This is a genomic window from Rhizobium sp. NFR12 (genome assembly GCF_900108545.1).
Lineage (GTDB): Bacteria > Pseudomonadota > Alphaproteobacteria > Rhizobiales > Rhizobiaceae > Neorhizobium > Neorhizobium soli.
The window spans coordinates 1,050,514-1,066,938 of the sequence record NZ_FNWM01000002.1; the positions used below are offsets into that span (position 1 = coordinate 1,050,514).

Here is a 16,425-nt window from a genome sequence, read left to right on the forward strand (position 1 = left end):
TCCAATTATGCGGCAGGGTTCTCCCGTGGGTCGAACCCTTCGAAGGTCATCTGCTTTGCATATTTATAGGTATGTTCGACGGCCTTTGCATCCCTCACCGTCCAGGTAATGATCGGAATTCCGGCATCAGCCTGCGCAGTGACGAATGAGTTGGGCAGATGCGCCCAGTGATAGGAGATGAAATCGAGGCCGAGCTGCATCGCTTCGTCGTGATTGAAGAACTCCTCCGGCTTTGAGCCTTCGGCGGTGAGGCCCAGCGGGTAGGGCGCCTCGGCCTGCTTCAGTGCACGCAGGATGTGGTAGTCGAAGCTCATCAGGGCAACCTTGCCCTCATACCCTTCCAATACGTCGAGAACGTCGTCAACGAAGCCGTCGTCCTCATCCGCTTGGCGACCCTTGATCTCGATGACAAGAGGAACGCGACCGGCGACAAGCGTGAGCATCTGCTTGAGCGTCGGTATCTTGTCCGCGGTGCCACCAATCGAAAGCATTCCGAGTTCTGCCGCGGTCCGTTCGCGAACGTCGCCCTTGATGCCGCAAAGGCGCTCCAGCTTGTTGTCGTGGAACACGACCGGGACGCTGTCTGCGGACAGCTGTATGTCGCACTCGATCGCGAAACCCGCATCAATGGCCCGGGAAAACGCTGACAGCGTATTTTCCCAGACCGCCTTGTTCATGTCGTGATAGCCGCGATGCGCGACCGGTACGTCCTTGATCCAGTCTGCAGATGTCATGCGGAGATCTCGATGATAGCCTCGATCTCGACCGCGGCGTTGAGTGGAAGTGCTGCCATGCCGACGGCAGCGCGGGCGTGCTTGCCGGCTTCCCCGAGCACGTTCGCAATCAGGTTCGAAGCTCCATTGGTGACGATGTGCTGTTCCGTGAAGCCCGGTGCAGATGCAACGAAGCTCGAGAGCTTGACGACGCGCTTGATCCTGGTGAGATCTCCGCCAAGAGCAGCCTTCGCCTGCGACAGAATGTTGATGGCGCAGAGTTCTGCGGCGCGCTGCGCTGCCGGGACGTCGACATCGGCACCGACCAGGCCACTGACCGCAATCTTGCCGTTTTCGGTCGGCAACTGACCGGAGATATAGAGCATGTTGCCGCTGATCACGTAGGACACATAGTTGGCGGCAGGCGCTGCTGCCTCAGGCAGAACGATGTCCAGTTCCTGCAGGCGCGTCTCGATCGGGTTCGACATTTCGGTCTCCGGTTTTATTGTAAATTGCCCAAAAATCCTGCATCAAGGTCATAACCTCGGCTGATGGCGTTCTTACAACATCATGCATTGAGTCCAATAGGAGAATGTGAATGCTGCGCACGAGCCTTGGGATGTTCCTTGCCGGCGTGATGAGCGTGCCAGCGGCCTCCGCTGCCCCGATGAGCGCCGATACGGCGGCCCGCCTGCTCATTCCGCATCGCGCCGTCTACGACCTGAAGCTCAAGGATGCGTCCGAGCGGTCCGGAATCGAAGGGATGGTCGGACGAATGGTCTACGAGTTTACCGGCTCGGCCTGCACGGGGTTCACGACCAACTTCCGTCTCGTCACAAAGATAGATACCGGCGAGCAAACCCGCGTCAGCGACCAGCAGACCAACACGTTCGAGGATGTATCGGCGCAGCAGTTTCACTTCGAGACCAAGTCGTTTACCGACGAACAGTTGGACAAGGAGGTCGCCGGTGACGCGACAACCGGCGAAACCGGCGTCAAAGTGGACCTGACCGGTCCCGAGGGGCGCGAAGTCGACCTTCCAGCCAGCGCGTTCCCTACCAATCACATGCTTGAAGTGATCAAGAATGCGAAGGATGGCAACCGGTTTTTCGAGGCACGCGTGTTCGACGGTTCTGAGGATGGCGACAAGTCGCTTCTGACCACGACAGTCATCGGAAAGCAGCAGGACCCGCAGAAGGAAGATCTTGATGCAGCCAAAGCCGGCGAGTTCTCCAAGGCAGCGTATTGGCCTGTGACCATTGCCTATTTCAACGAGGCGGCCGCGGGCGATCCGACGCCCGTCTACAACATGTCGTTCAAGCTTTATGAGAACGGCATCACGCGCGACCTGACCATGGACTACGGCGACTTCGTGCTTAGCGGAAGTCTGAGCAAGCTTGAGCTTTTGCAAAAGAGCGACTGCCAGGCAGATCAACGACCCTTTACCAAGTGACGACGGGGTGAATTTGCTGCCGTCCTTCTCTATATAAGCGGTAGTCGAGTATGCACGTCCACCGAGGCGTGGAGAGGAGCGGTGTCTATGAGTTCGATTGGTACCATTCTTTCTGTCGCGATCCTGACAGGAGCCGCCGCGCTGACACTCGCGCCGACGAGGGTCTCGGCGCAGGAGTGCCGTACCGATCCCTATCCCGGGATCAACTGGTCGAGTTGCGCCAAGCGCAATCTGATGCTGAGCGGATCCGATTTCTCCAAGGGTAGTCTTGCGGAGGCGGACTTAAGCTTTACCGATCTGCGCGATTCGAATTTTGCAGGTACCAATCTCACCAAGGCGAAGCTCATCCGCACCTGGATGGCAGGCAGCAACGCCGAGGGGGCAAATTTTTCAAAGGTCGAAGCGTATCGGTCCGACTTCCAGAAAGTTCGCGCCAACGACGCGAACTTCACGAGCGCGGAGTTGGAGAGGTCCAATTTCTCGAAAGCGGAGTTGAACAACGCACGCTTCGAGAAAGCCGAACTCGGCAGGTCGAACTTCGACGGGGCCATCCTGACAGGCGCAAGTTTCGCCTTCGCAAACCTGGCACGCGCCGACCTGACGAAGGCCGAATTCAAAGGTCCACTCAACTTCCAGAGCGCCTTCTTCTTTCTGACGCGTATCGAAGGAGTGGACCTGTCGTCTTCGATCGGGCTCGATCAGCACCAGCTGAACGTCGCCTGCGGCGACCGGCGCACGAAACTGCCGGCCGGGCTGACACTGCCGGAAAGCTGGCCCTGCGGCGACCGCGAAATGGACTAGGGCTTCGGCCAGTCCCGCTCTTCCCAAAGACAGGCAGCGTCGAAAAGAGCTTGCCTTTGTGGCCGATGCCTAGTATGGGCACCGGCATTCCACACGCAAGGCATGGGATGGTCCGGGAGAAATCCGGTCCGTTCCGCCCGGTGGCAGCCTCGACGAGGTTGCTGTTCGTCTTGCGGAGGTTCAACCGGAAAAGGATAACTAGGCATGGCATTGCCCGATTTCTCTATGCGCCAGCTTCTCGAAGCAGGCACCCACTTCGGCCACCAGACACACCGCTGGAACCCGAAGATGAAACCGTACATCTTCGGCGATCGTAACAACATCCACATCATCGATCTGGCTCAGACCGTTCCGATGCTGTCGCGCGCCCTTCAGGTCGTGTCCGACACCGTCGCTCGTGGCGGCCGCGTTCTGTTCGTTGGCACCAAGCGTCAGGCTTCCGAGCTGATCGCTGACTCCGCCAAGCGTTCGGCCCAGTACTACGTCAACTCCCGCTGGCTCGGCGGCATGATGACCAACTGGAAGACCATTTCGAACTCGATCGCCCGTCTGCGCAAGCTCGACGAGATCCTGAACTCGGAAGCTTCCGGCTACTCCAAGAAAGAGCGTCTGAACCTCGAGCGCGAACGCGAAAAGCTGGACAAGGCTCTTGGCGGTATCCGTGACATGGGCGGCGTTCCGGACCTGATGTTCATCATCGACACCAACAAGGAAAAGATCGCGATCGATGAAGCAAAGCGCCTGGGCATCCCGGTCGTCGCCATCATCGACTCGAACTGCGATCCGGACCTGATCGACTTCCCGATCCCCGGCAACGACGACGCTTCGCGCGCCATCGCTCTCTACTGCGACCTGATGGCACGCGCTGCCATCGACGGCATTGCCCGTCAGCAGGGCGCTTCGGGCCGTGACCTCGGCGCGATGATGGAGGCTCCTGAAGAGCCTGCTCTCGAAGCTGAAGGCGCAGCCGAAACGGAAGCTCAGGCTTAATTGTCTGAGTCTGGAGCGTTCTGAGACGCTCCGTCTTTTCGAATTCGACCAAGGCCAGAGATATCAATCCCTGGCCTTGGTCGTTTAAGACGATACGTCGCCGTCTACCGTCAGGTGCACGTGGAGACGGTCGCAACCGTGATGGCTTCATCACGATGTCATATTTCCGGGTACATTCGTCCCAATATTTGGTATCGCCGACGGTTTTCCGGCGACACGCAACTTGAACCGACAAGAGGCACGAAAATGGCTGAAATCACCGCTGCACTGGTGAAGGAACTGCGCGAAAAGTCCGGCGCGGGCATGATGGATTGCAAGCGCGCGCTTGCCGAAAACAACGGCGACATCGAAGCTGCGATCGACTGGCTGCGCGCCAAGGGCATCGCCAAGGCTGACAAGAAGTCCGGCCGTACCGCTGCCGAAGGCCTGATCGGCGTCGCATCCAACGGCACCTCGGCTGTCGTTGTCGAAGTGAACTCCGAAACCGACTTCGTAGCGCGCAACGATGCGTTCCAGACCATGGTTCGCGGCATTGCCGATGTTGCCCTGACCACCGACGGTACCGTCGACGGCGTCAGCGCAGCAATCTATCCGGCTACCGGCAAGACGGTCTCCGACACGATCAAGGATACGATTGCCACGATCGGCGAGAACATGAACCTGCGCCGCTCCGCGCTTCTGTCCGTCGAGGACGGCGTTGTTGCGACTTACATCCACAACGCAGCGGCTGACCGTCTCGGAAAGCTCGGCGTTCTCGTTGCCCTGAAGTCGACCGGCAACAAGGAAGCCCTGAACGCCATCGGCCGCCAGGTTGCCATGCACATCGCTGCGACCAACCCGCTCGCCATCCGTTCGGAAGAAGTCGATGCCGCTGTCGCCGAGCGCGAGCGCAACGTTTTCATCGAACAGGCCCGCGAATCCGGCAAGCCGGAAGCCATCATCGAAAAGATGGTCGATGGCCGCATGCGCAAGTTCTTCGAGGAAGTCGCTCTTCTGTCGCAGGCTTTCGTCATCAACCCTGACCTCACCGTCGGTGACGCCGTCAAGGCTGCCGAAAAGGAAGTCGGCGCGCCGATCGAAGTCACCGGCATGGCACGTCTTCTCCTCGGTGAAGGCGTCGAAAAGGAAGAAAGCGATTTCGCAGCAGAAGTTGCAGCAGTCGCCAAGGGCTGATTGCTGCCTTCACGCGCATCGCAAGGCGCTGTAGTCGTTGAAAACCTGAAGGGCACCGGTGACAAGCCGGTGCCCTTCGTGTATCCGCATCCCGTTTGATCACTCCGTCCGTTTCGCTTTCAAGGAGCCACCATGTCGCAACCGATCTACAAGCGTGTTCTGCTCAAGGCCTCCGGTGAAGCACTGATGGGAAGTCAGGGCTTCGGTATCGACGTCGAAGTTGCAGACCGGATCGCATCGGATATTGCGGATGCCTGCGCCATGGGCGTCGAAGTCGGTGTCGTCGTCGGCGGCGGCAACATTTTTCGTGGCGTGGCCGTAGCTTCCAAGGGCGGCGACCGGGTGACCGGCGACCACATGGGCATGCTCGGCACCGTCATCAACGCACTGGCGCTCGCAACCTCGCTGCGCAAGCTCGACATCGAGACGGTCGTTCTGTCGGCTGTCGCCATGCCGGAGATCTGCGAAAGCTTCTCGCAGCGTCGCACGCTGCATCATATGGCGCAGGGCCGTGTGGTGATCTTTGCCGGCGGTACCGGCAACCCGTTCTTCACCACCGATTCTGCTGCGGCGCTGCGTGCTGCCGAGATCGGCGCAGAAGCGATATTCAAGGGCACGCAGGTCGACGGCATCTATTCCGCAGACCCGAAGAAGGACCCGACCGCGACCCGTTTCGAAACGCTCACCCACAGTGAAGTGCTCGACAAGGGTCTTGCCGTCATGGACGTCGCAGCCGTTGCGCTGGCGCGTGAAAATTCCATTCCGATCGTCGTCTTCTCTATCCACGAGAAGGGCGGTTTCGCACAAATCTTGACCGGCGGCGGTCGCAAGACCATCGTATCCGACAACTGACACGCGGTTCGTTGCCAAGAACCGACCGCCAAGAACAATAGGGAGTTCCTGCTGATGAGTGGAGTAGATCTCAACGACATCAAGCGCCGTATGGACGGCGCGATCACGGCCTTCAAGAGCGACATCTCATCGCTGCGGACGGGCCGTGCTTCCGCAAACATCCTCGACCCTGTCACGGTCGAAGCCTATGGTTCGCGCGTGCCGCTCAACCAGGTTGCAAACGTGACGGTTCCCGAGCCGCGCATGCTGGGCGTCTCGATCTGGGACAAGTCAATGGTGGGTGCCGTCGATCGTGCAATCCGCGAATCGAATCTCGGCCTCAACCCGATCGTCGATGGCCAGAACCTGCGTATTCCTTTGCCGGAGCTCAACGAAGAGCGCCGCAAGTCGCTGGTGAAGCTTGCCCACGAATACGGCGAAAAAGCCAAGGTTGCGGCTCGCCATGTCCGTCGTGACGGTATGGACGGGCTCAAGAAGGCTGAGAAGGACGGTTCCATCGGCCAGGACGAAAGTCGCGCCCAGTCGGAAAAAGTGCAGAAGATGACGGATGACACGATTTCCGAAGTCGACCGCTTGCTTGCCGACAAGGAAAAGGAAATCATGCAGGTATAACCTGCTCCGCGACGCCGCAACGTTGCGGCTGCGAAAGGAACGGCATCGATTATGGCGACCCCCGAACTTGCGATCATCCCTCGGCATGTCGCCATCATCATGGATGGCAACGGACGGTGGGCCAACAAGCGTGGGCTACCCCGTACCGTTGGTCACAGCAAAGGGATGGAAGCCGTTCGCGAAACGGTGAAGGCGGCAGGCGAGGCGGGTGTGGAGTATCTCACCCTTTTCGCCTTTTCGTCGGAGAACTGGAGCCGTCCGGAAGCCGAGGTGAACGACCTGATGGGGCTTCTGCGCCGCTTCATCCGTCGCGACCTCGCCGAACTGCATCATTCCAATGTTCGCATCCGCATCATCGGCGACCGCGTCAAGCTGCGCGGCGATCTTCTTCCTCTGCTTCTGGAGGCCGAGGAGACGACGCGCAACAACACGGCGCTGACACTTGTGATCGCGTTCAATTATGGCTCGCGTGACGAGATCGTCCGTGCGACGTTGAGCCTTGCAAAGGACGTGCGCGCAGGCCTTCTCGATCCAGAGGCGATCGATGCGGCGATGATTTGCGGGCGTCTGGACACCGCCGATATTCCAGACCCGGACCTGATCATCCGCACCAGCGGCGAGGAGAGGCTTTCGAACTTCCTGCTTTGGCAGGCAGCCTATTCCGAGTTCCTGTTCATTCCCGAATACTGGCCGGATTTCGACAAGCAGCTCTTCTTCCAGGCCCTTAAGGTCTACGCCTCTCGCGACCGCCGGTTCGGCGCCGTCTCGGCCACTCCCACCGCGGTCGTCGGTTGATGTCGGGAGAACTGAAGAAGCGTCTTCTGTCGGCAATCGTGCTTGCCATCGTGGTCCTGGCCGCGACCTGGGCAGGTGGTCTCCCATTCCGGGCCGTCGCAGCCGTGATCGGCGTACTCGTCTATTACGAATGGTCCACGATCACTCGATTGAAGGACGTGGATTTCCAAGGCAACGCCTTCGGTTGGCTGATCGTCGTCCTTGTCGCGTTGAATGTTCTCGGCGGTGACGACCAGATGTCGATGCCGCTCCTTGGCGGCGGCGTGATAACAGCCATGCTGTTTGTCGTTCTGCGCAAGCGTAGCTGGTGGCTGCCATCAGGCATCCTCTACGCAGGCTTGAGTACGATCGCCATTGCCGCGATCCGGGGTGAAAACCAGATCGGCCTGATGGCGATGCTGTTTCTGTTCGCCGTCGTCTGGTCCACGGACATTCTCGCTTATTTCATCGGCCGCAAACTGAAGGGGCCAAAACTCGCGCCCCGGATCTCGCCCGGCAAGACATGGTCCGGCGCGATCGGCGGAACTGTTTCCGCCGTTATCGCGGGATCTGCGCTGAGTGGCGTGGTGTTCTCGGACTTCTCGCTGTGGACTGCCTTCATGGCGCTCATCCTGTCGGTCGCGAGCCAGATCGGTGACCTGTTCGAATCCTTCATCAAGCGCCGATTCGGCGTGAAGGATTCCAGTCATCTCATCCCCGGCCACGGTGGTGTGATGGATCGCGTCGACGGTCTCGTTTTTGCCTGTTTCGCGGCGTTTCTTCTCACACTTGCGCACGCCGCCTGGACAAGCCATGTTGACGCAAGCGTCGCGGCCTATCTTTTCGGCCTCTGATAAATGTCGGTCCTTGCGACCGCTGGAAACCGGAAACTGAAATGGCCATCCTGACCTTCGTTACGGGTTACATCATCCCCTTCATCCTCGTCCTGTCGCTGCTCGTCTTCGTGCACGAAATGGGCCACTACCTTGTCGGCCGCTGGTGCGGCATCCGCTCGACTGCGTTTTCCGTCGGCTTCGGACCGGAACTGATCGGGTTTACGGACAAACGCGGCACGCGCTGGAAGATCTCTGCGATTCCGCTTGGTGGGTATGTAAAGTTCTTCGGCGACGACGATGTCGCCAGTATGCCCGATGCCAAAAGCGTCTCGCATATGACCGAGGCGGACAAGGCGCACACGCTGGCCGGGGCCAAGCTGTGGAAACGCGCGGCGACCGTGGCTGCCGGACCGATTGCCAATTTCATTCTGGCGATCGCGATCTTCGCCGTCCTGTTCAGCGTTTACGGAAAAGTCATCGCCGATCCCGTCGTCGCCGAAGTGAGGCCTGACAGCGCCGCGGCAGAAGCCGGTGTGCAGACGGGGGACCGTCTGGTCGCGCTCGATGGTAGTCGCATCAAGACGTTCGACGACGTCCGCCGCTATGTCAGCGTGCGTCCGGAAACCCCGATCACCGTCACCGTTGAACGCAACGGGCAGGACATCGACCTGCCTATGGTGCCAAAGCGCAGTGAGATCACCGACCAGTTCGGCAACAAGGTCGAGCTTGGCCTGATCGGCATCGTCACCAACGAACAGCTGGGCAATTTCAGGACCGAAACCTTCTCGCCCCTCGAGGCAGTGGCGGAAGGCGTCAAGGAAACCGGAAATATCGTCACCGGCACATTCCGCTACATCGGCAACCTCGTGACCGGTCGCATGAAGGCTGATCAGCTGGGCGGTCCTGTCCGGGTCGCGCAGGCATCTGGCCAGATGGCGAGCCTCGGCTTTGCCGCCGTTGTGCAGCTGGCAGCCGTACTGTCAGTTTCCATTGGATTGTTGAACCTGATGCCGGTTCCTGTTCTGGACGGCGGGCATCTGGTATTTTATGCAATCGAGGCTATCAGAGGCAAGCCGCTGGGGTCTGGTGCTCAGGAGATCGCATTCCGGATCGGACTGGCCATGGTGCTCAGCCTGATGGTGTTTGCAACATTCAACGACATCAGTAATCTCATCGGTTAACCCCGTGAGATCGTTGAAATAACCCTTTATTTACCATGTTTGCATGTGGTGCGTGGCGATATGGCCACGCATCGAAAGGAAGTAAATAGAAATTAACGCGATATCTTGCTTGTAGGGCAAAAGCAGGTAAAACGACACACGTGGCCGGAGTCGGGTTCACCCGCCAAGGGACAACGGGAAAAGGTAAGAAGTGAAAATGAAGGCTGGTTCAAAGTTCTTGAACGCAGTGTCGGCGGTTGCGCTGTCTGCTAGTGTTGTTGCGTCGGGCGCCGGTGTGCTGGTGCTTGCCTCTGCTCCCGCTGCCGAGGCAGCTACCATTCGTAGCGTACAGGTCCGCGGCGCTCAGCGCGCCGGCGAAGAAGCTGTCCGTTCGAACCTTACAATCCGTCCCGGCGTTGCATTCGCCGCGAGCGACATCGACGAGTCTGTGAAGCGTCTCTATGCGACCGGATTTTTCTCCGATGTCCGCATCAGCGTTTCCGGTAGCGCGCTTGTCGTTACCGTCAGCGAAAACAAGCTGATCAACCAGGTCGTCTTCAACGGCAACCGCAAGATCAAGGACGACAAGCTCGCTGGCGCCGTTCAGACGCAGCCACTTGGCCCTTACAACCAGTCCATGATCAACGCCGACATCGAGCGCATCCGCGAATCGTATCGCGCGATTGGTCGTAGCGACGTTGAAGTCACGACGCAGACCGCCGATGTCGGCCAGGGCCGCGTCAACCTTGCCTTCGTCATCAACGAAGGTGACCGCACCAAGATTGCCAACATCACCTTTGTTGGAAACCAGGCCTATGGCGACGGTCGTCTGAAGTCGACGATCATCACCAAAGAATCCGGTCCTCTGTCTTTCCTGACCCGCAAGGATGTCTACAGCGAAGACAAACTGCGCGCCGACGAAGACACGCTCCGCCAGTTCTACTACAATCACGGCTATCCGGATTTCCGGGTCGTGTCGTCGCAGGCGGTTCTTGATGAGTCGACTAACCAGTACAACATCACGTTCACGGTTGAGGAAGGTGCTCGCTACCAGTACGGCAACATTGCCGTTGAATCGACGGTAGAAGGCATCTCCGGTCAGGACCTGGAGGGTCTCGTCGAGACCAATTCCGGCAGCACCTACGATGCCCGTGAAATCCAGAAGACGATGGATGCGATTTCGAAGCGCGTCTCGTCTGCCGGCTATCCGTTTGCGCGTGTCACGCCACGCGGCGATCGCAACTTTGAAAACCACACGATCGGCGTCTCCTACATGGTCGACCAGGGCGAGCGCGCCTATGTCGAGCGTATCGAGGTTCGCGGCAACACCCGCACCCGCGACTATGTTATTCGCCGCGAGTTCGACTTCTCCGAAGGCGATGCGTTCAATCAGGGGATGATTGCCCGCGCCAAGAAGCGTCTTGAGGCTCTTGGCTACTTCACCACCGTCAACGTGACGACGCAGCAGGGCAGCTCTGCCGACCGTGTCGTCGTGATCGTGGACGTCGAAGATCAGCCAACCGGTTCGTTCGGTATCGGTGCAGGTTACGCTGCTGGCGGTGACGGCTTCCTTCTCGAAGCATCCATCGAAGAAAAGAACTTCCTCGGTCGTGGCCAGTACATCCGCGTTGCGGCAGGTGCCGGTACGGACGACGCGCGCAGCTACAGCATCTCGTTCACCGAGCCTTACTTCCTCGGTTACCGTCTTGCTGCAGGCTTCGACATCTTCAAGAGCACGACCTCTTCGAACGATTACTACGACTATAGCGAACAGGGTATCACCCTGCGCGTAACGGCGCCGATCACTGAAGAGCTGGCGACGACGTTCCGCTACACCTACAAGACGATCAAGTACGAAGAAGACGGTGCTTTTGGTGGTGACGGCCTGCCGTTTACGCTTGATGACAAGGTGTCGCAGACCTACGCGAACCTGATCGACGAAGGCAAGTATACGCAGTCGTCAGTGTCGCAGTCGCTGGTCTACAACTCGCTGGACAGCCAGACGCTTCCACGTGAAGGTCTGTTTGCATCCTTCACGCATGAATATGCCGGCCTCGGTGGCGACTCCGACTTCTACAAGGTCACAGCCCGCGCCCGTTACTTCCACCTTCTTTCGACCGAAGCCGATCTGGTTGGTTCGATTGCCGTCGGTGGTGGTCATGTGTTCAAGACCGGTGATGATCTGAACGTCTTCGATCAGTTCACGATCGGCGGTCGTCAGATCCGTGGCTTCAAGAACGACGGTATCGGTCCGCGCACGGACGACCACGGCGATGCTCTCGGTGGCACAAGCTACTTCAATGCCTCGGCTGAAATGACGATGCCGATGCCGCTCATCCCGGAAGATGTCGGTTTCCGTGCTGCTGTCTTTGCTGACGCCGGTTCGCTGTTCGGCAATGAAACCAAGACTTTCGGTGACAAGGTCAACGGCACCGACATGTCGATCCGCGCCTCGGTCGGCGTTGGTGTCATGTGGGCTTCGCCTTTCGGCAACCTGCGCGTCGATTACGCCGAACCGGTCGTCAAGGAAGACTTCGACGAGAAGCAGCAGTTCCGCTTCAGCATGGCGAACCAGTTCTGATCGTCTCCGGCCGCGAAAGCGGCCGGAAACCTGTTCTGGAGCTCAGGGTTCATGGACCATAACGAATTTTTCCCGCCTCATGATGGCGTGAGCCTGCGCGAGCTGGCCGCCCATCTTGGGGTTGAACTGCTTGACGAGCGTGCCGGTGACGAACTGGTACGGTCTGTCTCGCCCGTCGCGCGTGCGCGCAAAGGCGATATCTGCTACATCCTCTCCAGGAAAAGCCGCGCCGATCTCGAGACCTGCGAAGCGTCGGCAATCCTTTGCGATCCGGGCCTGAAATCCATCATTCCAGATCACATTCCGGTGCTTGCGACGAAGAAGCCGCATACGGCTTTCGCAGAGGCCGGCGCGCTTCTGCATCCCATCGCGCTTCGTCCATCTCCGGTAACATCGCAGTCCGGCATTTCTCCGGCGGCCTTTGTCGATCCGACGGCGAGGCTCGAGCCTGGTGTCGAGATCGAGCCCATGGCGGTGATCGGTGCGCGTGTCGAAATCGGCAGCGGCACACGGATTGCTGCCGGCGCCGTGATCGGTGCTGACGTGAAGATCGGCCGCGACTGCACGATCGCCTCGGGCGCCAGCGTGCTGTCGGCATTGATCGGCAACAACGTCATCATCCACAATGGCGCCCGGATCGGTCAGGACGGCTTCGGCTATGCGCCCGGCCCGAAAGGCATGCTCAAGATCGTGCAGGTCGGTCGTGTCATCATCCAGGATCACGTCGAGATTGGCGCCAATACGACGATCGACCGCGGCACGATGGATGACACTGTGATCGGCGAGGGCACCAAGATCGACAATCAGGTTCAGGTCGGCCATAACGTCCGCATCGGTCGCCATTGCGGTATTGTGTCGGGCGTCGGCATTGCCGGATCGACCCGTATCGGCAATGGCGTAATGATCGGTGGTGCGAGCGGCGTTAACGGTCACATCTCGATCGGTGATGGCGTGCAGATCGCAGCGATGAGCGGCGTGGTCGCCGATATCCCGGCCGGGCAGACCTATGGCGGAATTCCGGCGCGGCCGATAAAAGACTTTTTGAGAGACATGGCGGAGATCATGTCGCGTTCCGATGACCGGGCGAAACGCCGAGGAGATAAGAAAAATGACGGATGAGACCAAGCCGGAGCTCGGCGCGGCCGACATTCAGGAAATCATGCGCCTTCTGCCGCATCGCTACCCGTTTCTCCTGGTCGACAAGATCATCGAGATCGATGGCGACAGCTCGGCTGTTGGCATCAAGAACGTGACGGCAAACGAGCCCCATTTCACCGGTCATTTTCCCGAGCAGCCGATTATGCCGGGCGTTCTTCTCGTCGAGGGCATGGCACAGACTGCCGGCGCGATCTGTGCGCGCAAGCAGGGTGGGGCTGGCAATCTCGTCTACTTCATGACGATCGACAACGCGCGTTTCCGCAAGCCGGTCGTGCCGGGTGACCGCGTGGAATTTCATGTCGTCAAGCAGAAGCAGCGCGGCAATATCTGGAAGTTTCATTGTGACGCCAAGGTCGATGGTCAGCTGGTTGCGGAAGCCGATATCGGCGCCATGATGCGCAAGGAAAGCGAATGAGCATGATCTCGGCCAGCGCGCGCATCCACCCTTCGGCCGTGGTCGAGGATGGCGCCGTGATTGGCGAGAACGTCGTCGTTGGACCGTTCTCCCATGTCGGCCCGCGCGTGGTGCTGAAGGACAATGTCGAGCTCATCTCGCATGCGGTAGTCGGTGGCAAAACCGAGATCGGCAAGGGATGTCGGATCTTCCCGATGGCGGTCATCGGTGGTGTGTCGCAGAGCCTTCACGAAGCTGGTGAGGATTCGAGCCTGACCATTGGCGACAACTGCACGATGCGCGAAGGCGTGACGATGAACACCGGTACGACGGGCGGTGGTGGCAAGACGGTCGTTGGTGACAATTGCCTCTTCCTTGCAAATTCGCACGTCGCGCATGATTGCCAGCTCGGCAGCCATATCATCATGTCCAACAACGTGATGCTGGCTGGTCACGTGCAGGTCGCCGATCGTGCGATCCTGGGCGGTGGCTGCGCCGTTCACCAGTTTACCCGCATCGGTCGGCAAGCCTTCATCGGTGGACTTTCCGCCGTCAACTACGACGTCATTCCGTTCGGCATGCTGAACGGCAATCCCGGTCTTCTGGGTGGCCTGAACGTCGTCGGCATGACCCGCGCCGGCATTGATCGCGCAACGATCCATATCGTTCGTCGCGCATTCAAGAAGATCTTCGAAGGCGAGGCAAATGTTCGCGCCAATGCCGCAGCGATCCGCGACGATTTTGCCGATTGCCCGGAGGCCATGGAAATCATCGATTTCATCACAGCCGATAGTGACCGCGCGATCTCATCGCCTTTCCGCAGGAAGGGCTGATGGTCGCGGCCGGCGCCCCTGGCCAAGCGCGAGAGGGCCGGCTGGCGATTATCGCCGGTAAAGGCTTTTTGCCAGCCTACCTGGCGGATGCCGCACGTGTTGCAGGCGAAGATCCGTTCATCATCCAGCTGAAGGATGAGGCGGATCATCGCTTTGACGGGTTCGACCATGTGTCGCTCGGCGTCGGCGATCTTTCAGGGATCGAGAAGAGTTTTCGCGAAAGAGGCATCTGTCGCGTCGTGATGTCGGGCGGCGTCGCAAGGCGCCCTGAATGGCGCGACATTCATCCAACCTTCAAGACCATGATCAAATTGCCCTCCGTCGTGCGCACACTGCTATCAGCCGGCGATGACGCAGTGCTGCAGATGGTGATCAAGTTGATCGAGGCCATGGGTTGCGAAGTTCTGGGTGCCCACGACATCGCGCCGGGCCTGCTGGCGAAGGTCGGTCCGCTTGGCCAAGTATCTCCAAGCGGTGACGATCTGCGCGATATCGAACGCGGTGTCGAGGCTGCGAGTGCGCTCGGCAATCTCGATATTGGCCAGGGCGCTGTCAGCGTCGGCGGCCGCGTTGTGGCACTCGAAGGTGTCGAGGGAACTGACCGGATGATGCAGCGCGTTGCCGAACTGCGCGCCGAGGGACGTATCTCCACGCGCCGCAAGGGCGTGCTCGTCAAGCTCTGCAAGCTCCACCAGGATATGCGCGCGGACCTGCCCACCATCGGGCCATCCACCGTCGAACATGCCGTCGCGGCCGGGCTGGCGGGCATTGCCGTGGAAGCGGGCAGGGCGCTGGTGCTGGAAGAAGCAAAGCTGATCAAAGCTGCTGACGCCCACGGCATTTTCGTCTGCGGCATCGATCAGGCCCTTCCGTCGAGAGGATTGTGATGAACCAAGGTTTGAAGGTTGCGATCATCGCCGGCGAAGTGTCGGGCGATCTCTTAGGGGCAGACCTCATCGCAGCACTGAAGGCGTCCTACGCCGGTCCCGTCGAACTGATCGGGGTGGGCGGTGATGCACTGTCGGCCCAAGGCCTTCAGTCGCTGTTCGATTTCTCCGAATTGTCGATCATGGGCATCACCCAGGTGCTCGCGCGTCTTCCCAACCTGATCCGTCGCATCAACCAGACGGCGGCTGCGATCGTCGCCGCAAAGCCCGATGTGCTTGTCATCGTCGACAGCCCTGACTTTACCCACCGAGTGGCAAGAAAGGTGAGGGCGGCCCTGCCGGATCTGCCGATCGTTGATTATGTCTGCCCCAGTGTCTGGGCCTGGAAGGAATATCGTGCCAAGGCGATGCTCTCCTATGTCGACCTCGTTCTTGCCGTCCTTCCGTTCGAGCCGGAAGCGATGCGGAGGCTGGAGGGTCCGCAGACAGTGTTCGTCGGTCACCGGCTGACCAATGATGCGGATCTCCTGAGGGTCCGTGCTGCGCGCGCCGAGAGGCCGGTCAAGACCTCCGCCGACAAGAAGACGATCCTCTTGCTTCCGGGCTCCCGTTCAGCCGAAATCAAGGCACTCCTACCCGTGTTCGGCGAGGCTGCGCGCGAGTTTGCAGATCGCAATGGTGAGACCCGGTTCCTGCTTCCGACGGTACCGCGCCGGGAAGAACTGGTGCGGAAGATGGCCGCAGATCTGCCGGTTCATGTCGAGATTACCACGGATACAGCCGGAAAATGGGCTGCCTTCGCAGAGGCGGACGTGGCGCTGGCGGCTTCAGGGACGGTTATCCTGGAACTGGGGCTTGCGACGGTTCCCGTTGTCTCAGCCTACAAGACGGACTGGCTGATCAAGCTTCTGGCCGGCCGCATCAAGATCTGGACCGGCGCGCTTCCGAACCTGATCGCCGACTACCCGGTCGTTCCCGAGTATGTCAACGAGGTCGTGCGACCCGGAAGCCTCAGCCGCTGGGCGGAACGTCTGTCCGCCGACACGCCGGAGCGCCGTGCGATGCTCGACGGGTTCGCACTTGCCTGGCGGAGACTGGACGTCCCTGTTCCGCCTGGAGAGGCCGCAGCAGGTGCGGTACTCGAACTGTTAGACAACAAAAAACCCGTTCATCGCTGAACGGGTTTTTCTTTTCGCAAAGCCTAATTC

General features: G+C 59.6%; 17 protein-coding genes. 15 read left to right on the forward strand and 2 right to left on the reverse strand.

The window, feature by feature from the left end:
* Positions 1–5: 5 nt before the first annotated feature.
* Entirely contained in the window at positions 6–734 is a 729-nt protein-coding gene (locus tag BLW69_RS12445; RefSeq protein ID WP_092662175.1) for a glycerophosphodiester phosphodiesterase, read from the reverse strand.
* A complete protein-coding gene (locus tag BLW69_RS12450; protein WP_062457326.1) occupies positions 731–1,201 on the reverse strand; it encodes a RidA family protein in 471 nt (156 codons plus the stop codon). Before BLW69_RS12450 ends, BLW69_RS12445 begins: the two co-directional genes overlap by 4 nt.
* Positions 1,202–1,311: 110 nt before the next feature.
* Between BLW69_RS12450 and BLW69_RS12455 the strand changes: the two genes are divergently transcribed.
* The 15 genes from BLW69_RS12455 to lpxB all read left to right on the forward strand — a co-directional run bounded on the left by BLW69_RS12455 (position 1,312) and on the right by lpxB (position 16,395).
* A complete protein-coding gene (locus tag BLW69_RS12455) occupies positions 1,312–2,166 on the forward strand; it encodes a cell envelope integrity EipB family protein (protein ID WP_092662177.1) in 855 nt (284 codons plus the stop codon).
* 87 nt (positions 2,167–2,253) lie between these two features.
* Positions 2,254–2,967, forward strand: coding sequence for a pentapeptide repeat-containing protein (locus tag BLW69_RS12460; protein ID WP_092662179.1), 714 nt, complete (start codon positions 2,254–2,256; stop codon positions 2,965–2,967).
* Between the two features lie 204 nt (positions 2,968–3,171).
* Positions 3,172–3,957, forward strand: coding sequence for a 30S ribosomal protein S2 (gene rpsB / locus BLW69_RS12465; protein ID WP_062457320.1), 786 nt, complete (start codon positions 3,172–3,174; stop codon positions 3,955–3,957).
* A gap of 246 nt (positions 3,958–4,203) precedes the next feature.
* Positions 4,204–5,130 carry a translation elongation factor Ts gene (gene tsf, locus BLW69_RS12470; protein WP_062580415.1) on the forward strand — a complete coding sequence of 309 codons (927 nt, stop codon included), beginning with the start codon at positions 4,204–4,206 and terminating at the stop codon, positions 5,128–5,130.
* Positions 5,131–5,262: 132 nt separating this feature from the next.
* The gene (pyrH, locus tag BLW69_RS12475) at positions 5,263–5,982 is read left to right on the forward strand and encodes a UMP kinase (RefSeq protein ID WP_062580417.1); all 720 of its coding nucleotides are present in this window, start codon (positions 5,263–5,265) and stop codon (positions 5,980–5,982) included.
* A gap of 54 nt (positions 5,983–6,036) precedes the next feature.
* Complete coding sequence (frr, locus tag BLW69_RS12480) at positions 6,037–6,594, forward strand: ribosome recycling factor (RefSeq protein ID WP_062457309.1); 558 nt, start codon at positions 6,037–6,039, stop codon at positions 6,592–6,594.
* 51 nt (positions 6,595–6,645) lie between these two features.
* Positions 6,646–7,389, forward strand: coding sequence for an isoprenyl transferase (locus tag BLW69_RS12485; protein ID WP_092662183.1), 744 nt, complete (start codon positions 6,646–6,648; stop codon positions 7,387–7,389).
* A complete protein-coding gene (locus BLW69_RS12490; protein ID WP_062457303.1) occupies positions 7,389–8,222 on the forward strand; it encodes a phosphatidate cytidylyltransferase in 834 nt (277 codons plus the stop codon). The genes BLW69_RS12485 and BLW69_RS12490 overlap by 1 nt, the downstream gene beginning before the upstream one ends.
* Before the next feature lie 41 nt (positions 8,223–8,263).
* Positions 8,264–9,385, forward strand: a complete 1,122-nt coding sequence (gene rseP, locus BLW69_RS12495) for an RIP metalloprotease RseP (RefSeq protein WP_062457300.1) — start codon at positions 8,264–8,266, stop codon at positions 9,383–9,385.
* A 196-nt stretch (positions 9,386–9,581) separates the two neighbouring features.
* Positions 9,582–11,945 (forward strand): outer membrane protein assembly factor BamA, encoded by a 2,364-nt coding sequence (bamA, locus tag BLW69_RS12500; RefSeq protein ID WP_062580420.1) that lies wholly within the window; start codon positions 9,582–9,584, stop codon positions 11,943–11,945.
* A gap of 51 nt (positions 11,946–11,996) precedes the next feature.
* Positions 11,997–13,064, forward strand: coding sequence for a UDP-3-O-(3-hydroxymyristoyl)glucosamine N-acyltransferase (gene lpxD / locus BLW69_RS12505; RefSeq protein WP_092662185.1), 1,068 nt, complete (start codon positions 11,997–11,999; stop codon positions 13,062–13,064).
* Positions 13,054–13,518, forward strand: coding sequence for a 3-hydroxyacyl-ACP dehydratase FabZ (gene fabZ, locus BLW69_RS12510; protein WP_062457291.1), 465 nt, complete (start codon positions 13,054–13,056; stop codon positions 13,516–13,518). Before lpxD ends, fabZ begins: the two co-directional genes overlap by 11 nt.
* Positions 13,515–14,330 carry an acyl-ACP--UDP-N-acetylglucosamine O-acyltransferase gene (gene lpxA / locus BLW69_RS12515; protein ID WP_092662187.1) on the forward strand — a complete coding sequence of 272 codons (816 nt, stop codon included), beginning with the start codon at positions 13,515–13,517 and terminating at the stop codon, positions 14,328–14,330. The genes fabZ and lpxA overlap by 4 nt, the downstream gene beginning before the upstream one ends.
* Positions 14,330–15,217 carry an LpxI family protein gene (locus BLW69_RS12520; protein WP_092662189.1) on the forward strand — a complete coding sequence of 296 codons (888 nt, stop codon included), beginning with the start codon at positions 14,330–14,332 and terminating at the stop codon, positions 15,215–15,217. Before lpxA ends, BLW69_RS12520 begins: the two co-directional genes overlap by 1 nt.
* Entirely contained in the window at positions 15,217–16,395 is a 1,179-nt protein-coding gene (lpxB, locus tag BLW69_RS12525; RefSeq protein WP_092662191.1) for a lipid-A-disaccharide synthase, read from the forward strand. The genes BLW69_RS12520 and lpxB overlap by 1 nt, the downstream gene beginning before the upstream one ends.
* The last annotated feature ends 30 nt before the right edge of the window (positions 16,396–16,425 follow it).